General features: G+C 61.0%; 22 protein-coding genes and 1 riboswitch. Of the genes, 10 read left to right on the top strand and 12 right to left on the bottom strand.

The annotated features are described in order from the left end of the window. Nucleotides 1-104: 104 nt before the first annotated feature. The 3 genes from MOV61_RS04320 to MOV61_RS04310 are packed head-to-tail and all read right to left on the bottom strand — an operon-like array spanning nucleotide 105 to nucleotide 5,208. Nucleotides 105-3,209 (bottom strand): efflux RND transporter permease subunit, encoded by a 3,105-nt coding sequence (locus MOV61_RS04320; protein ID WP_247135683.1) that lies wholly within the window; start codon nucleotides 3,207-3,209, stop codon nucleotides 105-107. After that, a complete protein-coding gene (locus tag MOV61_RS04315) occupies nucleotides 3,206-4,306 on the bottom strand; it encodes an efflux RND transporter periplasmic adaptor subunit (RefSeq protein WP_247135682.1) in 1,101 nt (366 codons plus the stop codon). The genes MOV61_RS04320 and MOV61_RS04315 overlap by 4 nt, the downstream gene beginning before the upstream one ends. Before the next feature lie 35 nt (nucleotides 4,307-4,341). After that, on the bottom strand, nucleotides 4,342-5,208 hold the full coding sequence (locus MOV61_RS04310) for a MipA/OmpV family protein (RefSeq protein ID WP_040124963.1): 867 nt from the start codon (nucleotides 5,206-5,208) through the stop codon (nucleotides 4,342-4,344). 251 nt (nucleotides 5,209-5,459) lie between these two features. On the opposite strand from MOV61_RS04310, the gene MOV61_RS04305 reads away from it, so the two are divergent. The 4 genes from MOV61_RS04305 (at nucleotide 5,460) to MOV61_RS04290 (ending at nucleotide 8,472) form a co-directional block, all read left to right on the top strand. Beyond that, the gene (locus MOV61_RS04305; protein ID WP_247135681.1) at nucleotides 5,460-5,939 is read left to right on the top strand and encodes a hypothetical protein; all 480 of its coding nucleotides are present in this window, start codon (nucleotides 5,460-5,462) and stop codon (nucleotides 5,937-5,939) included. 119 nt (nucleotides 5,940-6,058) lie between these two features. Further along, nucleotides 6,059-6,724, top strand: coding sequence for a DUF1007 family protein (locus MOV61_RS04300; protein ID WP_040124959.1), 666 nt, complete (start codon nucleotides 6,059-6,061; stop codon nucleotides 6,722-6,724). A gap of 55 nt (nucleotides 6,725-6,779) precedes the next feature. Beyond that, nucleotides 6,780-7,781, top strand: a complete 1,002-nt coding sequence (locus tag MOV61_RS04295; RefSeq protein WP_247135680.1) for a murein L,D-transpeptidase catalytic domain family protein — start codon at nucleotides 6,780-6,782, stop codon at nucleotides 7,779-7,781. A gap of 136 nt (nucleotides 7,782-7,917) precedes the next feature. Further along, nucleotides 7,918-8,472 (top strand): DUF3299 domain-containing protein, encoded by a 555-nt coding sequence (locus MOV61_RS04290; RefSeq protein WP_408962346.1) that lies wholly within the window; start codon nucleotides 7,918-7,920, stop codon nucleotides 8,470-8,472. Nucleotides 8,473-8,537: 65 nt separating this feature from the next. Here MOV61_RS04290 and MOV61_RS04285 read toward each other — a convergent pair whose 3' ends face one another. The 6 genes from MOV61_RS04285 to MOV61_RS04260 all read right to left on the bottom strand — a co-directional run bounded on the left by MOV61_RS04285 (nucleotide 8,538) and on the right by MOV61_RS04260 (nucleotide 15,503). Beyond that, nucleotides 8,538-9,302, bottom strand: coding sequence for an ABC transporter permease (locus tag MOV61_RS04285; protein WP_247135679.1), 765 nt, complete (start codon nucleotides 9,300-9,302; stop codon nucleotides 8,538-8,540). Further along, nucleotides 9,302-10,216 carry an ABC transporter permease gene (locus tag MOV61_RS04280; protein WP_247135704.1) on the bottom strand — a complete coding sequence of 305 codons (915 nt, stop codon included), beginning with the start codon at nucleotides 10,214-10,216 and terminating at the stop codon, nucleotides 9,302-9,304. The genes MOV61_RS04285 and MOV61_RS04280 overlap by 1 nt, the downstream gene beginning before the upstream one ends. Nucleotides 10,217-10,224: 8 nt before the next feature. Next, nucleotides 10,225-11,721, bottom strand: coding sequence for an ABC transporter substrate-binding protein (locus MOV61_RS04275; protein WP_247135678.1), 1,497 nt, complete (start codon nucleotides 11,719-11,721; stop codon nucleotides 10,225-10,227). Then, entirely contained in the window at nucleotides 11,718-12,527 is an 810-nt protein-coding gene (locus MOV61_RS04270; RefSeq protein WP_247135677.1) for a (2Fe-2S) ferredoxin domain-containing protein, read from the bottom strand. The genes MOV61_RS04275 and MOV61_RS04270 overlap by 4 nt, the downstream gene beginning before the upstream one ends. Before the next feature lie 98 nt (nucleotides 12,528-12,625). Continuing rightward, nucleotides 12,626-12,820, bottom strand: a riboswitch (cobalamin riboswitch). Nucleotides 12,821-12,869: 49 nt separating this feature from the next. Beyond that, entirely contained in the window at nucleotides 12,870-14,264 is a 1,395-nt protein-coding gene (aztD, locus tag MOV61_RS04265; protein WP_247135676.1) for a zinc metallochaperone AztD, read from the bottom strand. A 210-nt stretch (nucleotides 14,265-14,474) separates the two neighbouring features. After that, nucleotides 14,475-15,503 carry a LacI family DNA-binding transcriptional regulator gene (locus MOV61_RS04260; RefSeq protein ID WP_247135675.1) on the bottom strand — a complete coding sequence of 343 codons (1,029 nt, stop codon included), beginning with the start codon at nucleotides 15,501-15,503 and terminating at the stop codon, nucleotides 14,475-14,477. Between the two features lie 153 nt (nucleotides 15,504-15,656). Here MOV61_RS04260 and MOV61_RS04255 point away from each other — a divergent pair, with 153 nt between their 5' ends. From MOV61_RS04255 to MOV61_RS04240, 4 genes are all read left to right on the top strand, one after another. Beyond that, nucleotides 15,657-17,093 (top strand): sulfatase, encoded by a 1,437-nt coding sequence (locus MOV61_RS04255; protein ID WP_247135674.1) that lies wholly within the window; start codon nucleotides 15,657-15,659, stop codon nucleotides 17,091-17,093. Between the two features lie 103 nt (nucleotides 17,094-17,196). Beyond that, entirely contained in the window at nucleotides 17,197-17,949 is a 753-nt protein-coding gene (locus MOV61_RS04250) for an ABC transporter permease (protein ID WP_041366411.1), read from the top strand. Next, nucleotides 17,946-18,716, top strand: coding sequence for an ABC transporter ATP-binding protein (locus MOV61_RS04245; protein WP_040124951.1), 771 nt, complete (start codon nucleotides 17,946-17,948; stop codon nucleotides 18,714-18,716). The genes MOV61_RS04250 and MOV61_RS04245 overlap by 4 nt, the downstream gene beginning before the upstream one ends. A 61-nt stretch (nucleotides 18,717-18,777) precedes the next feature. Beyond that, a complete protein-coding gene (locus tag MOV61_RS04240) occupies nucleotides 18,778-19,734 on the top strand; it encodes an aliphatic sulfonate ABC transporter substrate-binding protein (protein WP_408962348.1) in 957 nt (318 codons plus the stop codon). Nucleotides 19,735-19,881: 147 nt separating this feature from the next. On the opposite strand, the gene MOV61_RS04235 is transcribed toward MOV61_RS04240, so the two are convergent. The 3 genes from MOV61_RS04235 to MOV61_RS04225 all read right to left on the bottom strand — a co-directional run bounded on the left by MOV61_RS04235 (nucleotide 19,882) and on the right by MOV61_RS04225 (nucleotide 22,288). Next, the gene (locus MOV61_RS04235) at nucleotides 19,882-20,778 is read right to left on the bottom strand and encodes a sigma-70 family RNA polymerase sigma factor (RefSeq protein ID WP_258718778.1); all 897 of its coding nucleotides are present in this window, start codon (nucleotides 20,776-20,778) and stop codon (nucleotides 19,882-19,884) included. Next, nucleotides 20,775-21,533 carry an SDR family NAD(P)-dependent oxidoreductase gene (locus tag MOV61_RS04230; protein ID WP_247033395.1) on the bottom strand — a complete coding sequence of 253 codons (759 nt, stop codon included), beginning with the start codon at nucleotides 21,531-21,533 and terminating at the stop codon, nucleotides 20,775-20,777. Before MOV61_RS04230 ends, MOV61_RS04235 begins: the two co-directional genes overlap by 4 nt. A gap of 110 nt (nucleotides 21,534-21,643) precedes the next feature. After that, nucleotides 21,644-22,288: a TetR family transcriptional regulator gene (locus tag MOV61_RS04225; protein ID WP_247135672.1), complete on the bottom strand. Its 645-nt coding sequence runs from the start codon at nucleotides 22,286-22,288 to the stop codon at nucleotides 21,644-21,646. Nucleotides 22,289-22,380: 92 nt separating this feature from the next. Here MOV61_RS04225 and MOV61_RS04220 point away from each other — a divergent pair, with 92 nt between their 5' ends. Together MOV61_RS04220 and MOV61_RS04215 are read left to right on the top strand one after the other, a co-directional pair. Then, nucleotides 22,381-23,040: an O-methyltransferase gene (locus MOV61_RS04220; RefSeq protein WP_247135671.1), complete on the top strand. Its 660-nt coding sequence runs from the start codon at nucleotides 22,381-22,383 to the stop codon at nucleotides 23,038-23,040. A 42-nt stretch (nucleotides 23,041-23,082) separates the two neighbouring features. Beyond that, nucleotides 23,083-23,952 carry an SDR family oxidoreductase gene (locus tag MOV61_RS04215; protein ID WP_247135670.1) on the top strand — a complete coding sequence of 290 codons (870 nt, stop codon included), beginning with the start codon at nucleotides 23,083-23,085 and terminating at the stop codon, nucleotides 23,950-23,952. Nucleotides 23,953-24,011: the final 59 nt, after the last annotated feature.

Below are 24,011 nucleotides of genomic sequence, written 5' to 3'. Positions count from 1 at the left end.
GAATCCCGACTGTCAGTTAGCCCGTTTCGCAGCATGGTTGTCAGCAACAATTATGTTTAATTTTGTTTCACGGTTTCGCCACGGACTCTGAGTCGATGGGTTCGTTAGCACTGCCGGCCAGCCTCGATCTTCGGTTCGTGGACCACGGCCTCGCGGCTATCGTCCTTCCCGAAGCTTCGCTTTAGAAGCAGCAGGAAATCGTCGACAAAGGTGAAGATCACAGGAATAACGACGAGGCTGAGGACGGTGGAAGTCATCAGGCCGCCGATGACGACGATCGCTATTGGTTGACGGAAGCTCGCATCGCCACCGCTGAGGCTCAGGGCCACGGGGAGCATGCCACCGCCCATGGCAATCGTCGTCATGACGATCGGGCGGGCGCGCTTATGGCAGGCGTCGACCAGGGCGTCGAAGCGCGAGAGGCCGGCGCGTCGCGACATGATCGCGTACTCGACCAGCAGAATCGAATTCTTCGTCACCACGCCCATCAGCATGAGCAGGCCGATCAACACGGGCATGGAGAAGCTGGTTCCGGTCAGCACCAGCGGCAGCAGCGCGCCGCCAAGCGAAAGGGGAAGCGCCATCAGGATCGTCAACGGCTGGAAGAAGTCCTGGAAGAGCAATACCAGAACGGCATAGATGCAGAACACGCCGATCCCCATGGCGATGGCGAAGTTGTCGAAGAGTTCCGAGCTGCGCTCCAGTTCGCCCTGTTCGACGAGCCTGACGTCGTCCGGAAGGTTTTGCAGGGCGGGCAGCGCCTGCGCTTCGCGATAGACCTCGCCGAGGATACGGCCGTTGAGTTCGACCGATAGCGTAACGTTTCGCGAGCGGTCGACGCGGCTGATCTCGGACGGACTGCCCCCGATGCGGATGTCGGCGACCGAACCGAGATCGACGCTGCCCCTGGCGCCGGCAACGCGGAGATTCGCAATATCGTCAAGCGTCGTTCGGTTGCCGGGATCGAACCGGACGCGGATGGGGAGCTGGCGCTGGGGCAGGTTGAGCTTGGCAAGCGAGGAGGGATAATCCCCGCTCGTGGCCACGCGAACCGCTTCGGAAATCGCTTCTGCCGTGACGCCGAGGGCGGCGGCGCGATTGAGGTCCGGGCCGATCTGGACTTCCGGGGCCTGTAGGGAGGCGCTGGAGGTCACTGCGCCGATGCCTTGAAGGCCCCGCAGCTGTTCTTCGAGTGCTCCCGCCACGCGGTCGAGCGCTCCGGAATCGTCGCTGGCGAGTGTTATTTCCAGCGTCGTACCGTTGCCGCCCGTACCCACTTCGATCCTGACGCCCGGGAGAACCGCGAGCGCCCGTCGGATGTCGTTTTCGATCTCGGCCTGCTTGCGGCTGCGTTCGCCGATCTTCTTCAAATCGACGACAAGGGAGGCGGTCGCTGTATCGGCGGTCGTCGAGGAATCGATCATGTCATCCGACGAGGCGCTTCCGACGGCGGAAAACACCCGCGTGACGTCCGGCAGACCGGAAACGATACCTGCCGCCCGCCGCGTCACGGCGTCCGTTTGTTCAATCGGGCTGCCGGGCTGAAGCGTCAGAGTGATCCTCGTCTGCGAATCGTCCGATGCGGGCAGGAAGCCGGCGCTGAGCATGCTAATCGTCGAAAGCGAGAGCCCGAGAAATATGCAGACGCCGAGGACCGTCAGCTTGCGATGGCGCAGGCAGGTTTTGACGACGGCCATGTAGGCGCACATGATCCGGCCGTCCCTCTGCGCGACGGGATGCGCCTTCATCAGATAAGCGGCCATCATCGGCGTCAGCAGGCGTGCGACGACCAGTGAGGCGAGAACCGCCACCGCCGCTGTTATGCCGAACTGGCGGAAGATCAGGCCGGGAATACCGCTCATGAAAGCGGTCGGCAAAAAGACCGCGACGAGCGTCAAGGTCGTGGCGACAACGGCAAGGCCGATTTCATCGGCGGCCTCGAGCGCCGCTCCCTTCGGAGTTTTTCCCATTTGCAGGTGGCGCGCGATATTCTCGATCTCGACGATCGCATCGTCGATGAGGATGCCGACCACGAGCGAGAGGGCGAGCAGCGTCACCGTATTGAGGCTGAAATCCGCCAGATACATTACGAGAAAAGTCGGGACGACCGAGAGCGGCAGCGCCACCGCCGAAAGCAGGGTGGCGCGCCAGTCGCGCAGGAAGAGCCAAACCACCACGACCGCCAGGATTGCACCTTCATAGAGCATGTTCATGGAGCCGTCGTAGTTTTCGATGATCGGCCCGACCGTGCTGTAGGCCTGAACGATCTCGACATCGGGGTTGGCTGCGGCAAAGTCCTGCATGGCCGCTTCGATGGCGGCCGCGACGCCCGTATCCGAAAAGCCGTTGGATCGTTTCACCTCGACAGCGATCACGGGTTCGCCATCGAGATGAGCGATCGACGAGCGGTCGGCAAAGCTGTCCGTCACCGAGCCAATCTCGGCCAGCTGCACCAGCTCTCCGCTCGGAAGCGGGATTGCGAGCGCCTTCAGTTCTTCGACGGAGGATACCGCCCCAAGTGTGCGGATTCCCTGCTTGCCGCCGCCGATCTCAGCCCGGCCGCCCGATGTGTCCGACTGCACGGACTTGAGCTGCGAGGAAACGGTCGCAGCGCTGAGGCTGAGCGCGCTCATGATCTGGGGGTTGAGGTCGATATGAACTTCGCGCTTGATGCCACCGATCCGGCTGACCTCGCCGACGCCGGACACCGAAAGCAGGGCCTTCGTCATGTCGTTGTCGACGAACCAGGAAAGTTCCGTCTCGTTGAGGCGGGCGGAACGCACCGCGTAGGTGAGGAGGGTGGAGCCCTGCACCGTAACCTTGGTCACGCCCGGCGCCTGCATCTCGGAAGGCAGGTCCCCGCTCGCACTATCGACGGCATTGCGCACCTCGTTCAGTGCTTCCTCGCTGTCCTTTCCCAACTGGAACGAGACATTGATGATGACCGAGCCGTCCGTGACCGTCGTCGTGATGTGGTCGAGGAGGCTCAGCGATGCGAGCCTGTCTTCGATCTTGCGCGCGACTTCCGTTTCGAGCTGCGCCGGCGCGGCTCCTTCAAGCGAGGCGCTGATCTTGATCGTCGGCAGATCCATGTCGGGAAAGTTCTGTACCGCGAGCCGGTCGAATGCAATCAGGCCGCCGACGGTCAGCAGGATAAACAGCAGGATGGCGGGAACCGGATTGCGGATCGACCAGGCGGAGAAGTTCATCGCGATTCTCCCTTTTCGAGCTGGACGAGAGCATCACCCGTCACCCGGACGAAGGACTTGTCCGAAAGAAAAGCACCACCCGTCATCACGACGCCGGTCGAGCGGTTAAGGCCAGAGAGGATTTCCACTTCGCTGCCATCGCGGCGGCCGGTTTCCACACGAACGCGTGACGCGCGGTTGTCTGCATCCACGGTGAAGACGTAAGCGATGCCGTCGCGCAGGACGAGCGCCGTCTCGGGCACGGTGAGCGCCGTGGTGGTCTCAAGCTCGATCTGGCCGGTGACGTAAAGGCCGATGGGCGGGCGCGCCGCCGCCGGCAGCGCCACATAGGCGAGCGCCCGGCCGGTATCGGTGCTGACCGTCGGTGCGACAAGCCGCACGGTTCCTTTGACGCGTCGATCACCAGGACCGACGAACGTGGCTGTCAGGCCTTGCCTGATGCGAGGCAAATAGCGTGCGGACACTTCCGCCTGCCATTCGACGCGTTGTTGGCGGATCATCCGGAACAGCTCCGTGCCGGAGGAGACGACGGCGCCGAGTTGAGCCGAGCGGGACGTGATCAGTCCATCGTCCACGGCCAGGATAGTCGCCTTGGCCAGCTTGATCTTCTGGCTTTCCAGCAAGGCTTCGGCGGATTCCACCCCTGCCATCGCCGTCTGTTCGGCGATCAGGTATTCGTTGATCTTTTCATCCGACAGCACGCCGCTCCCTTGCACCTTGCGTGCCCGGTCGGCATTCGCCGTCGCCTTGGCGAGGTCCGCCCTGGCACTTGCCAAGGCGGCCTCCTGGCTACGCAGTTCTGCACGCACTGCTTCGTCGGCAAGCCGGACGAGGGGCTGACCCTTCGAAACGACCGTTCCGACATCGACAAGGACGGCGGTCACACGCAGGCCATCGATTTCCGCAGCGATGACCGCTTCGTGCCAGGGCTTCAGCCAGCCGCTGGCCGGCACCGTTTCAGGCCATCGACGTTCTGCGGGATTGGCGACGGCGACGGTAAGCGCTGCCGCCTTGTTCTGTTGCGCAAGCACAGGCTCCGCCGCGGAAGCAAGGTCCGCGCTCACGAAGAGGGCGAGAAGAAGAGTTGTCGGTCGCATCGGTTGAATCTGCTTTGCTGCACCCTACCGGACGCTTAGAACTTGTACCCGACCATCAGCATCGCTGACGGCTGTACGTCGTTCTGAACGATCGGACTATCCTTCGCATCGCCGGTCAGGAACCCGACCGCTGCCTGGCCACGGATAACCCAGTGTTCGGTCGCCATATATGTGACAGACGCCTCGATATCGAAGCGTTTCAAGCCAGCGCTTGCCTCATATTGCCGCAATCCCGATCTCGCAGACTGGGCAGCGGTTACCCCAAAATAGCTTTTCATGTAGTTGTCGTCGGCAAACGTCGCGGAAGCGCCAGCGGAAAGAATGAAACGATCGTAGTGATGCGAGACATTCGCACCGACCTGACCGAGAAGTCCGTCGCTCCCGCCGATCGTCTTGTCGACAGACGCATAAAATTCCATCGGTCCCCATTCATACGAGAGCTTCGTTCCGACGACAGCCCCAGCGTCGATGTCGCCAAGCCCTCTCAGGTGAGAGGAATCGTCTTCATCCCGCCCACCCCCGATGTCGTAACCGCCCTTCACCGTGAGCTTAAAACCGTTGGACTTCAGCACATCGACTTCCAGCCCGCCCGGATCGATCGTGACGCGATCACCGAAGGTCGCGGAAATCATGGGAATGGGAACCAGTTCGAACTCATCCGATCCTTCGAATTTCGGTGCATACATGGCTCCGGCGCCAACCATGACGTTCCAGTCGGAAAGCTTCTGGCGTATCCCGCCAAACCGTCCCTTGTCGAAGCTCGCGGTCGCGGGGATAGCAGCCTCTTCACCCTCGTAAGGGTCGGCAGCGCGTGCCTCGGCAAGGGGGCAAGCGACAACTGCGAGCCCCGCAGCGATGGCGACACGTCGCGGTCGGCTTAAGAAGGACTTGGTCAATGACATTCAAATTGGCTCCTGGGATCCGGTAGAGAGTTTTCGGCGTGCAGGCGTGAAAGCCCGACGCGCCGGCCTCTTGCGGAGCGCACTGTCCCAGACGACGCCGTTAACTTGGGTTTTGTGATGTTAAGAAATGTTGTCCCGGTCGATGCCGCTGGCCTGCAGGTGGCAGCACTCGCAACAAAATCAAACAAAACCAAACACACGCTTGCACCGGTAAAAGCTAGATTTTCTCATCTCCGTATGAGGAACTCGCTATGTCTATCGAAACAACTCACCCCAAGAGAATTCTTGTGTTTCTGCCCGTGGCGGCGGCCAATGCGATCGTCGCGAAACTGGCGAGCCATGGGCATGACTCCGTGGCGGTATCGACGTTTCCGGAGGCTTTTATTGCACTCCGTTCGGATCATTATTCCTTCGCCATAACGACACGACCGGAGATCGATCTCCTGCGCAATATCCGCTCCATACCAGTGGTCAATCTCGAAGTTTTCTTCCACACGGAGCCTTCCGGCGATGGTCCGCTGGTAACGTCAAAACGGTTCGACAGCAGCGCATTCATGAAACGGATCGAGTTTCTTGTTCAGCCTATGGCGACAAGAGTTGAACCCGCAGGCGCCGAGTGGGCAAAGAACGAAGCGGTGCGAGAACCTAAGACGCCCCGATGGTGGGTGGCGGTAAAGTCCATGTTGGGTTTGCCGCGCCGGCGAGAAGGATTGAAGGATGTTCGATCCTAAGAGGCATCCAACCCGTCAGTGCAAATGAACACATTGACGGATTTGTCTTCGCGAGGTTTTTTCGCATCGGTAGCGCCTTCGACTTAAATCGGACGCAATCCCCTCGGCATTCGCAGAACATGACATCGTTCCGCCAGTTGGTCTCCGTCAGTCTTTCGGTTCTCGCGGGGTTAGCCGCCGCCGGTGCTCCGACAGGGGCCGAGGCCCATCCTCATATTTTCGTCGACGCGAAGTTCGAGGCGGTGGCGGGCGCGGATGGCAGCCTCGCGGAGGTGCGAGACACCTGGCGCTTCGATGAAGTCTTCTCCTCGTCGGTGCTCCTCGACTACGACAAGAACCGCAACAACACTCTCGATCCCGCGGAGGTGGCTGCGGTGGCCAAGACGGTTCAGGAATCCCTTGATCGGTACAACTACTACACAAACGTGACGATCAACGGCAAACCGTTGGCGCTGGCCAAGCCAGATGCCTTGCACGGCACCTACGAGAACGGCTACCTCACCCTGTCGTTCAGTCAAAAGCCAGTGCAAAAGACGCCATTGAAGGGATTGATCGTGTTCGGCGTCTTCGATCCGACCCTCTATACCGCGCTGGACTTTTCAGACGACGCGGCCCTGAAGACGTCAGGCAACAGCTTCGGCCACTGCGCGCGCAAAGTCGTCAGGCCGGATTCGAAGGAGATCCTGGCAGAAAACCAGGCGATGCTGACGACCATGTTCTTCAGCGACCCGATGGGAAGCGACTATTCGCAGATCGTTGCGACGAGGCTGGAGGTCCGCTGTTAAATCTTCCTCAACCATGATGGCCGACCTTCACAAATGTCATTCCCGGAGAGTGTTCGTGAACCCGAAGCTCATACTTCTCAAATATCTTGGATTTTTATCCGCTGTCGCCTGTCTATCCGCGCCTTCCGCATCCTTCGCCTCCGAAGGCGCGTCCCGGCTCCCGAATTGGCTGAACGCCCATGTCGGCGCCGGAAACGGCCAGATCGCGCCGATGGTGCTGGAAAGGGCACGTGCGCTTTATCAGGAAAAGCTGTCGCAAGGTAAGATCAGGAACGCCTGCTACTTCGCCATGGACGCTACGCGGCCGAACGACCTGACCGAAGGGCCTGCAGGGGGGCGGTTCTACATCATCTGTGAGGCTGAGCAGTCCTTTCGCGTAATTTCGTCGGGGCACGGCGGGGGCCGCAACCTGCCGGGCGTCGCAAACTTCACCAATGGACGGCAGTGCGCGAAGAACTTCGGCAATGCCCTCAACTCCAATCTGACCGCAGGCGGGGCCTATCTGACCAGCGAGATCAAGACCTCCTTCAAGGGCTACTACAACGTTTCTCCAAAGCAGGAGACGGTCCTGACCAGGTCGTTCGTGCAGTTCGATGGCGTCGGAGAAACTGCGAACGCCAGGCAGCGCGCGATAGGCGGACATGCCTCGGCACTCGTCTCCGGCATCTGCATGATGAAGAAGCCGGATAGTCCCTACGCCAACCGCGACGGATATGTTCCCCGTGGCAAGCTGGTAACCTATGCCGGCGGCCGCAGTGATGGCTGCACCAGCTGGTCGCCATCGGAGACGCCCCAGGTGCTGTCGATGGTCAACGACAATCCGACGACCCTCTACGTCTATCCGGAGTCAAAAGACATCGCGGCTGTCTCCAAGGCACTGGCGACGGGCAAGGCACCGGAGAAATCAGGACTTTACTGGAACGCCACGTGCCTGCAGGACATCGGCGCGCCGAAGTTCTGGGCGAAGGAGACGCTGGAGCCGATCATCACTAAGTACACCCAGGATCATCCCGCGCCGCCACCGCGTCCGGTTCCGATATGTGAAGGCTTCTTTTGAGGTTCGACTGGACTGACCACACGAAACTCTGACTTCGCGCCTTCTACCTTGGCTTTGACCCAAGTGGATAAATAGGGCTAACATCCACGTCAGCAGTGGCCTCTTTCTTGCGAGCGCTACGCGCATGGAGATGCAGATGAGGCGCGCGCTTTTCCTCCTGAAACTAACGACGATCATGATCGGGACGGCTTGTCCGGCGTTTGGCGTTTTTGCGGCTGCTCAGCCGGTTCTATGGAGCGCCTTGCGGCCTGCGGATCAATCGAGATTAGATGTCGCGTTACCAGGCATGGCATCCAGTCGCTCCCAGGGCGAAACACTCGCATGGCATGACGAAAGCCGCGCGGTGGAGCTGACCGGGTTCATCCTGCCCGTCGATCAGGACGGCGACCTCGTCTACGAGTTCATGCTGGTGCCCTGGGCCGGCGCCTGCAGCCATAGTGCGGCTCCACCGCCGAACCAATTGGTCCATGTCGTAGCAGACGAGCCATTCCATCTTTCGAGGGTGTACGAGGTGGTCACCGTGACGGGGAACCTGCGACCCGGCCTGGACAAGGCCCAGCTCTTCATCATGGACGGTGTGCGCGTCCTCGACTACGGCTACAGCATGAGCCATGCTGAGGTCGCGAGAGCGACCGATATCGCGGATCCCGACCTGAAGTCGGTTTCACCGTTCGGCGTGCTTGCGCGATGAGCGTTCGATCAGCAGCCGTGTCACGGCGCCGGTGATCGATCGTCAGGAAACCAGACGAAACGCAGTCACTCCTGGCCGTCGTCAAAAACCCGGTTTATCACCGAGACAGTCAATGCAACCGCCGTCCCCGGCCAGATCATCAGCATCGGGTGGTCGAAGATAAACACGCGATATTCGAACAGCATCGATCCCCAATCCGGCTTCGACGGGTCGGCCCCAAGGCCGATGAAGGCGAGCGAGGCGTAGGCGACTGCGGCAAGCCCCGCTTGGTTGCCGACATAGGCGAACATCAGCGGCAGAGTATTCGGCAGAAGATGGCGGGTAATCATCCGTGCCGGCGCAACGCCGAGGCTCCTCGCTGCCAGCATGAACGGCTGGCCGAGCACCCGCTGACTGAGCGAATGCGCAAGCAGCGCATGCGGCCCGACGCCAGCCAAGCCGAGCGCCAGTCCGGCGCTGAGCGGCGACAGGCCGAAAATCGCCGCCGCTGTCAGTGCGACGATGAGCGTCGGCATCATGATGAAGAACTCGCAGAAGCGCAGGATCACCTTCTCGCGCCAGCCACCAAGGACGGCGGCGGCGGTGCCAAGCAGCGTGCCCGCGAAAAAGCCGATCGCACCGACCGAGAGGATGACGCAGGCCGTCCGCCAGCCGCCGGCCATGATACGGGATAGAAGATCGCGACCGAGATGATCGGTACCGAGCAGATGGCGGGCGGTCATGCCGGAATGACGGGCAAGCATGTCCACCGTATCGGGATCATATGGCTGCCAAAAACCACCGACACAGAGAAAAACGGCGAGCGCCGCGAGCATGACCAGCCGGGACATTAGGCGAGACGCGGATCGAGAAGGCGCATGGCGAGATTGGCGCCGGCATTCATCACAAGCATCCAGATGGCGATGACCATGACATAGGCCTGCAGCACCATCTGGTCGCGCGCCGCGATGCTCTGCACCAGGAATTGGCTGATGCCGGCAAGCCCGAAGAGGATTTCCATGGTCGCGGTGCTGCCGATCACCCAGCCCGCTTCGGAACGGACTGCCGACAGGAGGGCATAGAGCGCGCTGCGGTGGCCGTGCCGCCAGAGCGCTTGGCGTTCCGACAGGCCCTTGGCAAGAGCCGTGCGGAAATGCGGCTGGCCGGCGGTTTCCTTCAAGTCGCGCCGATAGACGCGGGAGAGAACGGCAACCGAATGCAGCGCGATCAGCAGGACGGGCAGGACGATTGCCGTCCAATCATTGGCGAAGGGTCTGACCCAGCGCAACTGCACACCAAAGACCCAGAGAAGGACAAGGCCCAGCCAGAAGGCCGGCACTGCCTGGACGAAGACCGACAGAGCCCGGCTCATCCGATCGACGATACCCCCGGGATAGGCCGCTGAGAAGAACCCGAGCGGAATTGCCAGCGCGATCGCCAGCGCCAGGCCGGCGAGACCGAGCGACAGCGAAACCGGCAGCCGTTCAACGAATTCGGCAAGTACGGGCTCTCCAGTCCGAAACGAACGGCCCCAATCTCCGCCGAGGAAATCTGCCAGCCAATGGAGATAGCGAAGCGGCACGGGCTGATCGAGGCCCCACTCCGCCCTCAATGCTGCGACGGTTTCCTCCGTCGCCGGCAGGCTCCAGACGCGAATGGCGATCGCAACCGGATCGGCCGGCATCAAGGTGATGACCGAGAAAGAGGCGAGCGAAACCGCCAGCAACCCCGCTATCGATTGTATGCCGAACCGGGCCAGTCGCATCACGTGGCCTACTCCGCCTCGCCGATATCGGCGCGCAGGACGTGGTAGTCGGATCCCCACGGCTCGTAGTTCTTCAGCCGCGTCGACAGGCCGACATACCAGACGGGCGATACCAGGAAGGAGACGGGCGCATCGGCGAAGACTTTCTGCTGAGCATCCAGCGCGATCGCCACCCGCTTTGCCGGATCACCCTCGGTCGCAAACCGGTCGAGGATCGCGTCGAAGTCCGGCGAGGCATATTTCGCATAGTTCAGCGAAGCGCTGCTTCTCAGCATCGAGTTCAGGAAAAAGGCGGCGTCGCCGCTCGGGGCCGTGTGCTGCGCCCAGAGCGCGATGTCAAAGTCGCCGGCCGAAGCTACCTGCTGGATGCTCTCTACCACCTGCGTATCGACCGCGATGCCGATCTTGGCGAGTTCCGCCTTGACCACCGGCAGCATGGTGACGAGATCCGGGCGCTGCGGATAGGTGATGACCAGCAGGCGCAGCGGCGTGCCGCCCTTTTCGCGCATGCCGCCGCCGCCTTTTGCCCAACCGGCTTCGTCGAGGAGCGCTGCTGCCCTGGCAAGATCGGTCGGGCGTGCCTCCCTGCCGGCAAAGGGGAAATAGGCGGCGTAGGCACCGGTGGCCGGTTCGCCGCCGTTGATCGCGGCTGCAAGCTCCTTGCGGTCGAAGGCCAGATCGATCGCCCGGCGCACCTTCACGTCAGCCATCAGCGGCCGGGCGGTATTGAAGAAAGCAAGATACTGGTACCCGACCGGGAACGACTTGATCGTCAGGTCCGGGTTTGTCTTGAGCCGGGTAACGACTTCCGACGGCAAGCCGAAGGCCATGTCGAGTTCGCCTGCTTCCAGCGCCAGCGTCAGGGTCTGGGCATCACCGAACTTGCGGAAATTGACCGGCGAACGCTGGTCGGCGCCAGCGAAATGCACGTTGGGCTCCAGCGTGATCGCGGCATCCGTCTTGAAGCCGGAGATCCGGTAAGGACCGCTGAACACGGCATTGCCGGCCCCGACGGGTTTGTAGGCAATCAGCGGCCATTCGGCGAAGAGTGCCTGAATGAACGGCACCGGCTTTTCGGTCGTCACCTTCAGTGTCAGGTCGTCGCCCGCCTCGAAGGTCAGCTTGCCGCCGGTCGCGAGCGCCGCCTTGTTGTTGGCGAACGTTGTATCGAAACCGGCTGCCAGTGCCTTGGCGGTGACGGGCGTGCCATCGGAAAACAGGCGGCCGGGTTTCAGGCTCACGGTCCAGGTCAGGTCTGCGATGCGCTCCGCCTTCTCGGCCAGCTCCGGCACGAGCTTGCCGTCCCGATCGACGGTGAAGAGGTTCTCGCCGACGCCATGGCTGACCAGCGCCCAGCCGTTCGAGCCCTTGGCCGGATCCGTGCCACTGGTGATGTAGGTGGCGCCGACGCGAACCGGCTCGGCAGCGAAGACAGTGCCTGCGGTGACAAAGATGGCGGCACTGAGCCAGGCGGCGGCCAGGCGCGATAGAGTGTGCGACGTCAATTCTCTTTCCTCTTGTTCTGTTCGGATGGGGCGCGAAGCCGCTGCTTGCGGCCCGTTGGGTGATAGGCGAAGTCCTCGACGATCCCACCGCCGAGCAGGTGCTCGCCGATGATCCGGTCGATCGCATCTTCGTTGACGCCGCCGTAATAGGTTCCTTCCGGAAATACCTGCAGCACGGGCGCCAGATTGCAGGGACCGAGACAGGTGGATTTTGCGGTCATCGTGCCGTCGCCGGCAGTGCGCAGTTTCTGCCGCTCCTGCTGGTTGCGCAGATGTCCCCAGATCACATCGGCTCCGGCCGCGTTGCAGGGACCGCCCTGGCAGACGAGCACGCGGCGTTTCTGGGCCGGCACGAGCGATCCCTCGGCAACGGGCGGCGTGTTGGTCTGCGGCACGTCCAGTGCTTCGGCGGTTTCGAGCAGTTCGCCGATCAGCCGCGCCATCAGCGTGCTCGAGGCGATATCCCGGGTGATCGAAAGGGCCGGCCAGCGCCGGCTATCGGCCGCTTTCCAGCGCTTCAGCGATTTCGTCAGCCAGATAAGGACGCTCGGCTCCATGGGCAGGACGAGCGGCACGATAACGACGGTTTCGACATCCTCGTCGAGCAGATCGGACAGCGCGTCGCGCAGGGAGGGGGTACCCTGTTCGGTAAAGGCGACCCGAACCGTTCCGGCTCCGGTCACGCCGGCTGCAAGTTTCGCGAGCCGTTGCATTTCCAGATGCGGCGATGCCGCAAAGGCGGATTTCGCAATCAGCAGGACGGCGCGCCCGGATACGTTCTGGGAAGATAATCCCTGTGTTTTCACTGCCTTCGTCTCACTCAAAGGAGGAGGCAGCAAAAATGAGGGTTGCGGCAGGCAGGGATAGCCCGACGGAACCGTCATTCCTGTGGCACACCCCGACCACGGAATTTCTATTGTCAGGCAGGTCTCCTGGCTCGCGGGTCAAAGCCTTGATCGCCCGTCTTCCCGGCATTGGCTGCCAGTGACATGTTGGACGAACGGCTCACCGCTCACAGTTGCGGGACAGCTCCGGTTTTTACCGGATTCCCTCTTAGCTTCCATCGCGGGATGGAAGAACCTTGACGCCGCCAACCTACACTCCCTCTGCCGACTGTCAACGGCGCCGCTTCATGCCGCAGCATCGCATCAATGCGATGCCCCGGAGCCGCCGACGGCAACGATCGTAAAGGGTTTTCCTTCGACGGGAATCGTACGGACCTCCTTCAGGCTTTCCGCATCGACGACGCGAACTAGCGAGTGCCGCGGATCGGTAATGACGATATGACCGTCCGCAACGGCAAGGCGCGGACGCGGATCACGCCAATGGCCGTCCTTGCTGTAGGGCTCGGTGACCTTTCCCTTGCGAACGATCTCGCCCTTGATCACGTCCAGCACATGAAGATCACCGTCCTCCGTCAGGATGTAGGCACTGCGCGGCGTTGCTGGGTCCAGCAGGAAGTCGACGCGGCGGGTGGGCAGGGCGATCAGCCGGAAGTGCTTCTCGCTGTCCGGATCGATCAGGACGATTTTGTCCTCGCCGTAGTTGCCGAGGAAGAACTGCATTGCCTTACCGCCAAGCAAGGTACCAGTCGAACCTTTCGGCATGTCAGATGGGTAAGCGAGCATTTCCAGTTTCGGTCCATCAAGTCCGCCAGGACGGGCGACAAGAACGCCTTCCTTGCAACCGAAAGCAACCAGCAGGGACGAAGTGGCCTCGCCGTGAAGATCGGTGCATTTCGCGACGTCGCCGAGCTGCCTGCCCGTCTCGTCAACGACGCGAAGTCCGACCCGAGGCGGCAATTCGTCGGGCTTGGTTTCGACTTCGGTGTTTGGAACCGACACCAGCACGAAACGACCCATCGTTACCGCTACGCCGTGATGCGGCTTCGTCGTGTCGATTGTCTTCACGTCAGCCCTGCCTTCGAGAAGAGCCGCTTCGTCGATGATATCCGCCTTGCCGCCTCGATCGTAGAAGAGGATCGCATGGTCGTCATGCGGAACGACGTGGAAAGGACGCTTGCCCTCGAAAGTCACGGGCAACAGCCCCACCTCGGAAACCTCCAGGTCCCGATGCTCCCCGTGATCGGAGAAATCGATGCCAGTCTTGAGGACGTGCATGATGTCATGATCCGACTGCGTGGCGAATACGGTCTGGCCGGACGCGCTGGCGGTCAGGGCCGCGGGACCCTTGACGTCATAGCGGCCGAGTTCCTTGCCGTTCTCGAAGTTGATGGCACGCACGACCGGGTTCGTGTGATCGCCGACAAACAGGCGCCATGCCTCCGTCGTCTCATGATCTTCATCGGCAAACGCTCCGGACGCCGCGAAGATAAGACCTGATGCGACAGCAGCTAGCAGACGGTTTCGAGTGAGAAAAGACGAGGCGGGTGACGGCCCTGGCCTGTCGATCCCGATCTCATCGACGGCGAACTTCTTTCCGTGCGGCTCCATCAGGATGCGGTTGAGAAGCGTGGTTTTGCCAGCACCGAGATAGCCGGTTAAAACGGTCACCGGAGTTGGTTGAGATTTCTGCCGTGACATGACTTGTCTCCAGATTGACGGTAGCTTCGATCATTAGTTCTATTATGTTATAACATTACGAACGCAATCGTTGTCAATCCCGAGAATGCGATGATCGACATTTGTCAGATCGCGATGCAGATCGAAACAAGACTGGCAGAGCTGGACCGAGAGTGGGATGTCGAACGAACGCTGGAGACGAACGCTTCAACCGCCTTGGATGGCCGGGAGCTATCGAACTGTACTTTCCCGGACGATAAGCTCCCATTCGACGGGTGCGGTGTATGATTTGGCATCGTTGATCCGTGCGACGATCGCCTCGGCCGTCAGCTTGCCAATACGCTCGCGATCAGGGCGAACCGTCGTTAGGGAGGGACTAACGCAGCTCGCCGCCTCGTTGTCTCCAAATCCAACAACGCCGATATCTTGGGGAACGCGCCGGCCGAGTTTCCGCAGTGCCCGAAGCACGCCAAACGCAACGACATCGCTGTTGCAGGCGATTGCGTCGATCTCGGGATGGCGCTCCAGAAGCTCGGTTGCAAGCCGCTCCCCGAGTTCAGGGCTGCCGCCTTGCTGCGCCGTATGCTTGACGATGTCGGGGAGGCCGGCCGTCGCTGCCGCAGCTTCCAGCCCGCTCAAACGCTTCTGGGCGCGTTTATCGTTTTCGCGAACGCTGCCAACAAAGGCCAGGCGCCGATAACCCTGAGCTATGAGATGGTTGGCTTGCGCTGCGCCGACACGTGCGTGATCGAAACCAACGGCGGTATCAATCACTTCACCGCCCGTGTCCCACATCTCGATGATCGGGATGTCGGCTGCCTTGAGAAGCTCGACGACTTTCGGGGGATGGTCGACGCCAATGATGGCAACGGCCGCCGGCCGCCAGCTCAGGATGGACCGGACGAGCCGCAGCTCCTGGTCAGCATTGTACCTTGTATTGGCGAGCATGACCTGCAGGTCATGCTCCAGCAAAGCTGATTGCAGCGTATCGATGATGTTGGCGAATTCGGAATAGTAGAGCGAGGTGACGACAACGCCAACAATGTCCGAGCGCGTGCCCGAAAGCCCGCCGGCGAGCCGGTTGGGCACGTAATTCAGCTCCTCCATCGCAGCATTGATCTGGCGGCGAAGTTCGATGCGGACCGTGTGCGGGGCGCGCAACGCGCGCGAGACGGTATTGACTGAAACGCCCACCCGCTCGGCGATCGAAGCAAGGGTCGGGACGTTGCGGGCTACCTTGTCGGAAAGTTCAATCGCCATCTCAGCTCAAAAAATCCCGTGAGTGATCGTTGCGTTAACGGTAACTTTATGCCATCTTTTTGAAATGGAGGCAAGCGAAAGAGGGACCGAAGTCGTTCTTTCGCCTGACACGGCAGGCGAAAGCCAGCTATCGGCGACGCGGAGGAGCAGTATATGGCTGAAAGGCCAAACATCATTCTGATCATGACGGACCAGCAGCGCTACGACTCGATATCGGCGCTCGGGTTCCCCTATGCCGTGACCCCCAATATTGATGGACTTGTCGAAAAGGGCGTGGCGCTTACCAATTGCCACGTCAATGCGCCAAGCTGCGTTCCCTCGCGCGCAAGCCTGTTTACCGGCTACTACCCGCATACGACGGGCGTTCTGGCCAACGGCCAGGCATGGCAGCGGACATGGGTCGAGCAGCTACGTGACGCCGGCTATCGCTGCGTCAACGTCGGCAAGATGCATACAATCCCCTACAATTCGGACTCTGGTTTCCACGAGCGCTACGTCGTGGAAAACAAGGATCGCTATATGGAAGGCCGCTGGTATTTCGACGAGTGGGACAAGGCGCTGGCCGCCAACGGCCTCGTCAAACAGCAGCGCGAGCACTACCGTAAACTCGACGACTATCGTGACAGGCTGGGCTGCTTCGACTGGAAACTGCCCGAGGCGCTGCATTCCGACGCCTTCGTCGGCAATATGGCGAAGTGGTGGGTCGAGACCTATCCGACGACCGAGCCGCTGTTCCTGCAGGTCGGTTTCCCCGGGCCGCATCCGCCGTTCGATCCGCCGGCGCGCTATACGGAGCCGTATCTCAGGCGCAACGATCTGCCGCTGCCAAGGCCGGCGAAAGAAGAACTGGATTCTCTCCATCAGGAGCTGAAGGACAAGCGCCAGCACGACGTGGAGGTCGATCACGACTCCGTCGTCTGGAGCCTCGACCCGTCTGAAGATCAGATGCAGCGGCTTTGGGCGCATTATCTTGGCAATGTCACGCTGATCGACGAAAAGGTTGGCGAACTGCTCGGTTCGCTTCAGGAGCGCGGCTATCTCGAAGATGCCATCGTCATCTTCACCTCCGATCACGGCGAATGCCTGGGCGAGCATGGCTTGATTCAGAAATGGTCGATGTATGACGTCGTCACCCGCGTGCCGACCGTCATCTGGTCGACGGCCGGCCGGTTTGAGGGTGGACGCTCGGTCGACGGTCTCTGCCAGCTCTTCGACCTCGGCCCGACCATCCTCGAATATGCCGGCATTGTGCCACCGAAAACCTTCGAAGCAAAAAGCCTTAAGCCGGCGCTCGAAGGCAAGGACTGGACGCCGCGCGACCACGTGTTCTGCGAACAGATCGGCGACGTGGCGATGGCCGGTGGCGTCGAGTTCATGACCGGCGTGAGGAGCGATCGGTGGAAGCTCGTCCACTTCAAGGGCTCTGAGGACGGACAACTGTTCGACCTCGAGAACGACCCGAAGGAGGTGAGGAACCTCTGGAACGATCCGGCCCATGCGGAACGGAAGCGCGAGCTTCTGGATGTTATGCGCGACTGGCTGATCGAATCCAACTTCAAGACGCGTGACGTCATGGCGGGTGCGCGATGAGCCATCGATATTGCCGGGACGGATCAGCTTCCCGGAGGGAGACATGACCTTGTCCATCACAACGAGTGAAGAAAAGCCCGAGCCGGCCAGCCGGTCGTCCCTCATGTCCGGTTCGATCGCAATGATGGCGGTCAACATCGCCGCCGTGGCTGTCGGCATCATTCTCTGGGCCGTCGTGACGTCACAGGGGGTCGTCGGCCTTCCGACGCCTCTTGCCGTGGCGAAGCAGGCGGTGATCCAGGCGCAGAACGGGCTTTTGTGGTCGGATGCGATTTCGAGCCTTGGCCGTGTCTTTACCGGCTTTGCGCTCGGCATCGCGGTGGCAATCCCTGTGGGCTTCCTGATGGGCTGGTATCGCATTGCCCGCGGCATCATCGAGCCTTACGTGCAGTTCTTCCGCACCATCCCGCCGCTTGCCATCATCCCCCTGGCGATCGTCACCATGGGCATCGATGAAACACCGAAGATCTTCGTCATTTTCCTGGCGTCCTTCCTGTCGAGCGTCGTGGCGACGTATCAGGGCGTCGTCAACGTCGATAGAACGCTGATCAACGCCGCACGCGTGCTTGGTGCCAACGACTTCACCATCTTCCGGCGGGTTATCGTGCCTGCCTCGTTGCCCTACATCATGGTCGGCGTCCGCATCGGCCTCGGGTCGTCCTGGGCAACCGTCGTCGCGGCCGAACTGATTGCCGCGCAATCGGGCCTTGGCTTCCGCATGCAGCAGGCGCAGCTCTATTACGATCTTCCGACGATTTTCGTCAGCCTCATCGCGATCGGCGTGCTCGGTCTCATCATGGACCGCATCGTTCAGACGACCGATAGCGTGCTGACCGCCTGGCAGGAAAAGCTATGAACACAAAAATCTCGTTCCAAAGCGTCACCAAGACTTTCAGCATCGCAGGGCAGACCTCCTTCAACGCGTTGCAGGGGCTCAACCTCGATATCGAGGATGGCGAGTTCATCACCGTGGTCGGCCCGTCCGGTTGCGGCAAGTCGACAGCCATGAATATCGCGGCGGGCCTTACCAACCCGTCGTCCGGACAGGTGCTGGTGGATAACGTGCCGGTCAAGGGACCGGGGCCTGAACGTGGCGTGATCTTCCAGCAATACGCGCTCTTTCCGTGGCTGACTGTTCGTCAGAACGTCGAGTTCGGCCTGCAGATTGCAGGTCACCCGAAGGCGGAGCGCGGCAAGATTGCGGACCATTTCATCGGCCTCGTGGGCTTGAGCGACTTCTCGAATTCCTTGCCGAAGACGCTTTCCGGCGGCATGAAGCAGCGCTGCGCGATTGCGCGGGCCTATGCGGTCAATCCGAAGATCTTGCTGATGGACGAGCCCTTCGGCGCATTGGATGCTTTGACCCGCGTGCAGCTTCAGGATCAGTTGCTGGCCACCTGGAGCAAGGAGCGGCGCACGGTGATGTTCATTACCCACGACGTCGACGAGGCTGTTTATCTGGGGAGCCGCGTCGTCGTCATGGCTGCCCGCCCAGGCCGGCTTCACAAAATAATTCCGGTTGATCTGCCCTATCCGCGCACCGAGGAGATGCGTCTTTCGCCCGAATTCTCGACATTGCGCAACGAGGTGTGGCGGTCGGTCTACCATCCGGCCGCGGCCTGAAGCTTTCAAAAACATCGACTGTTACAGGGAGGAAATGAACATGCTGACGAGACGTAATCTGATGAAGACGACGGCGGTCGCCGCCGTGGCGAGCGCATTTTCCATCGGCGGAAAGGCAAGCGCCCAATCCGCTGACATGACCATCGGCTACATTGCCGACTTTCCCAATGCCAGTGTCCTGGCAATCGCTCAGGACCAGAAGCTCTGGGAGGCGGAAGGTATCACGCCGTCGGTCAAAGTTTTCACCAACGGCCCGATCCAGATCCAGGCGATGGGCGCCGGCAGCTTGAATTTCGGCACGATCGGCCCCGGAGCGCTCTGGCTGCCAGCGAGCGGTCGGGCCAAAGTGGTCGGCGTAAACGATATCGGATTTTCCGACCGCGTCATCGTGCAGGGCAATATCGGCACGATCAAGGATCTGAAAGGCAAGAAGGTCGGAGTGCCGCAGGGTACTTCCGGCGATATGATCCTCCGCATGACGCTCACCAAGGCCGGCATGACGGTCGGCGACATTCAGGTCGTGCCGATGGATCCTGCAACGATCGTTTCCGCGTTCACGTCAAAGCAGATTGATGGTGCCGGTATCTGGTATCCACTGATCGACACGATCAAACCGCGCGTTCCGGATATGAAGGAGCTGGCGTCCAACCAGGATTTCTATCCGCAGACGTCGTTCATCAACACCTTCGTCGCCCGCAACGAAATCGTCCAGCAGAACCCGGATCTCGTGAAGAAATTCCTGCGCGTCATGAAGAAGGCGATGGATTACCGCGCCGCGAATATCGACCGGTCCATTCAGATTACGACGGCCTTCCTCAATGCCCCGGCAGATGCGACCGAGAAGGTCGCCCGCAGCCGCAAGATGCTGACAAGCAGAGAACTGGACGCCTTCACAAGGGACGGCACAGTCAACAAGTGGCTGGCGGACTTCAACAAGATGTTTCAGGAGTTCGGCACGGTGAAGGATCCGTTGCCCCCGGAACAGTTCTATACGGGAGATTTGTTCACCAGCGCTTGAACCTCATCCGCTCCTCGCTTGTTAGTCGACCGGCCTCGTAGTCGGCGATGTCATCGATGGACCATCCCGAAAGATGCATGTTGTGATGGTTTCACACCGCTTTCGGGATGGACGTCGGCGGACGGGCGAAAATCGGGTTGGGCTGGATCAGAACACCAACTCCGCATCATCGACAATGTAAGGAGCGTAGCGATAATCGCGGATAAAACTGATCCGTTCGCCACTCCATTCCAACCACATGAGGTGGGTCGGTTTCGGGTCGCCTTGGGCGCTGAAAACGGCGATGACCTGCCGGCCCTCCAGCCAGGCCGGGACAAGCCATATTCCGTCGCACTTGGCGTAGATCGTGAAGAACAGACCGACGTCTGCAGCGCCGGAGCGCAGCGGGTGCGAGGACTGCCGGAGTTTCACGTCCTCGGCGAGGAGCGCGCGCAGACCATTCCAGTCCCGCTGATTGAACAACGTAACGTAGCGCACCACGGCAGGGGAGGGGGCCGTCCGGTTCGGAAGGGGGATGCTTTGCGCATTGATCTCCCGGAGCCGCGCACGTCCCCGCGCCAGATGCCCCTTCACCGCGTCAATTGTGATACCGAGCAAACAGGCTATCTCTGCCAAAGGTTCGTCGAGCACGTCTTTCAATATAACGGCGCTGCGCTGCAGGACAGGGAGTTCATGGAACCGCGACACCGCAGTGTGCATCGCTTCTTCATGCATGAGACTCTCCAAGGGATCGAGATTGATTTCGTCGACGACGTTTTCCGCGGCCTCGACGGGCTCCGCGGCACGGATCGCCCGGCCGCGCAACAAATCCAAGGCGCGATTATGGGCGATCTTGAACAACCAAGCCCGCAGGTGCGGCGCCTCGTGCAGGTCTTCAAGGGCAACAAGAGCTTTGGCAAAGGTGTCTTGAACGACATCCTCGCCATCGATCACCGATCCCATGAGGCGGGCGCAATAGCGATGTAACTCCGGCCGCAATGCCTCGGCCAGGACTGTGAACTCAGCTCGTGTGCCGCGGTCCGGTTCCGACAATCCAGCACTCAATCCGCAAACCTTTCCATTACGTCCACACCCTTGTCGCCAGACAATCCGAATGCGAACCCCTCAGAATAAGCCGGATTGTCAAGCACGGCCACCACGTTTTCGCCGAAGAGCCTCGGTGGCATCGGCGCCCCGAAACGGGCCACGAATGCTTCGGGTTCGATGTCCATGGCCCGGGCATAGGCGCTGGCGGCGATGTCACCGATGCCGGTGGCTAAAATCACTTGCCGAGGCAGGATTGCCTGGAAACGGATACCAAGCTGCCTCTGCTCGGAAACCCGATTGGCATATTTGGCCATGAACCAAAGCATGCGTTTGGCGCCGCCATAGCCGCCTGACATCGGGGATCCATCGACGGCCGCGCCACTCGACACGACGACAACCCGGGTCCCGGGTTCGAGCGGCAGGTTCAGCGCGCCTTGCAGCCAGTGTAGCCCGGCTTTGACGTCGTGCTCCCAGGTCGCGGTGAAATCGGCCCAACTGATCTTGTCCAATCGCTCCATCGGCGGTTTCGCTCCGGCGTTCAGCACAAGTATATCCGGCCGAACGTCCGCAAGGATACGGTGTGCGGCGGCCTCGTCCCTGGCATCGGCGGCAATCGTCGAAACGCCCAGTCGGGTTCGGACAGCCTCGAGCGCATCGGATTGACGCGCCACAACCGTGACCCTTGCCTCCTGATCAACAAGTGCCTCCACCAGCCCCAGGCCGAGCCCGCGGCTTCCACCGGTGACGACGACATTCTTACCCTTGAGACTCATCGGTCCTGCTCCTTTGCTTCGATATTGCAAAGACGATCGAGGCTCTGGAAAAGAGTCAGCCGCTGATAGAATTCGGGATCACGGAGACTTCCACGTCCACACGGCAGCGCCTATGGCAAAAGTTCATCACCCCCAAGCTTGCGCATATAGGCTTCGAACATGTCGGCCATTGCATCGGCGAACCCCTCGATCTCCGCCGCGTCATGCTGTGCCTCGGAAAACTCTTTGCCGACGGTGCTCATTGCCGTGAAAATCAGGTCACCAGCCATGTTACGGACTGCCTCTGGAGACCGTGGCAGCGCCTCTAGCATGAAAGCGTCAATGTTACGGCTACCCGCCTCGCGTGCTTCCAAAGCCTCCGGCGCATCTCTGTAGAGCGGTGCAGCGTCATCCAGCGCAACGCGAACCGCAGCCTCGTCGCATTCGGACTGAATGAACATGTGGACAAGCCTGCGGAGCCTTGCGAGCGGCGGCATCGAGCGGTCGCCCAGGATATCGCCCAGCAGGCTGGTGGTCTGCCGCCATTCGTCGCTCTGCAGACGAAACAGAATAGCGGCCTTGTTGGGGAAGTACTGGTAAAGCGAGCCGACGCTGACGCCGGCCTTCTCAGCCACCCGCGCGGTGGTGAAGCGATGTGCGCCCTCCTCAGCCAAAACGCGAACGGCAGCCTCGAGAATTGCCTTCACCAACTCTTCCGAGCGGGACTGCTTCGGCAATTTTCTTGAGGAAATTGAATAGCTTGCTCGGTTGTTCATGTCTCAGTCCCGTAAAGCGATTAGCGAATGCGACTAATTAATCGTATTTTCTGCCTCAACGCAATCATACGCAAACAAGAACGGTTCTGATCATGAATTCCACCCTTTTGAGCGCTCCGCTCGCTCCCCTCCTGGATCGCCTCTTCATGCAAGCTGACGCCGCTACCAGCCCCGCCATGGCAGCAATGTCGGAGGAAGAACGCGACCGCCTGCTGACAAGCAAGACCGAATATCTCGACCTCTATAGCCGGCTGAAAGACCTCTGGCTGCCCGTATCCAGGGAGACGGGCGAGCTTCTCTATATGCTTGCGAGGAGCATGAAAGCAAAAACCATCGTCGAGTTCGGCACCTCTTTCGGTGTCTCGACGCTGTTCCTCGGGGCCGCGCTCCGCGACAACGGCGGAGGTCGCATCATCACCACCGAGTTCGAGCCGTCCAAGGTGGCGCGAGCCCGCCGGAACATCGCCGAAGCTGGGCTTTCGGATCTTGTCGAAGTGCGCGAAGGCGACGCGCTTCAGACGCTTGCAAGCGATCTGCCGGAAGGCATCGACCTGCTCGTGCTCGACGGCGCCAAGGCCCTCTATGAAGAAGTACTCGCCCTGGTCGAGGATCGGTTGAGGCCCGGCGCGCTTGTCCTTGCCGACGACGTCGACTTCAGCCCGGAATACCTGAAACACGTCCGCTCGCAGACCGCCTCTTACCTCTCGACCCAGGTCGCCGAGGGCATCGAGCTTTCCATCCGCCTCGGCTGATGCCGAGACCCACGCCAACAAATCACCCATAGGAGAATGAAAATGCATGTATTCGTTACAGGCGCCACCGGCTGGGTCGGCTCTGCGGTTGTCGAGGACCTGATCGGTGCCGGCCATATGGTGAGCGGTCTTTGCCGTTCAAGCGGAAAGGCAGCCACGCTGTCCGCCATCGGCGCGACCCCCGTCGAAGGTTCGCTGGACGACCTTGGGCTCCTGCGCGCAACGGCCTCAAAGGCCGACGCCGTCATCCATACCGCCTTCAATCACGACGATTTGTCCAAGTTCCTCGAGAATGTCGAGCAGGACCGGCGCGTGATCGAAACCCTCGGCGAGGCGTTGGTGGGAAGCAGCAGCCCGCTGATCGTCACCTCCGGTCTGATGGGCTTGCCCCGCGGGGCGACGGAAGCAGATCTTCCAAACCCGGCCTTTCCGCGCAAATCGGAGGTCGCGGCGCGATCTGTCGCCGAGCGCGGCGTGCGGGCGGCCACGGTGCGCCTTGCACCTTCGGTGCATGGAATTGGCGATCATGGTTTCGTCCCGACCCTGATCCGTTTCGCCCGTCAGACAGGCGTCTCCGCCTATGTCGACGACGGCACCAATTGCTGGTCGGGCACTCATCGTCGTGATGCCGCCCGCGCCTATCGCCTTGCACTGGAAACAGGCGTCACGGAAGCGGTCTACCACGCGGTCGCAGAAGAGAGCGTGCCCTTCAGGCAGATCGCCGAAGCGATTGGAGCCGCGCTTGGTCTTCCGATCGAGTCCCGGCCGCGCGAGCATTTCGGCTGGTTCGCCCATTTTGCGGGAAGCGACATGGCGGCTTCCAGCGCGAGGACGCGCGCACTCCTCGGCTGGCAGCCGCAGGAGGTGAGCCTTCTCAGCGACCTCGGTCGCCCGGAATATTACGCAGGCTAACTGAAATGCAGAACCCGCGCCTGGAAGGCGGGTTCTGCACCGTAAGCGTTCACGTCAGC

The sequence above is a fragment of the Neorhizobium sp. BETTINA12A genome, from assembly GCF_023006485.1.
In the GTDB taxonomy this organism is placed as follows: domain Bacteria; phylum Pseudomonadota; class Alphaproteobacteria; order Rhizobiales; family Rhizobiaceae; genus Neorhizobium.
The sequence above is the reverse complement of the archived record's forward strand: the minus strand, read 5'-3'. Positions and strand labels throughout refer to the sequence as shown.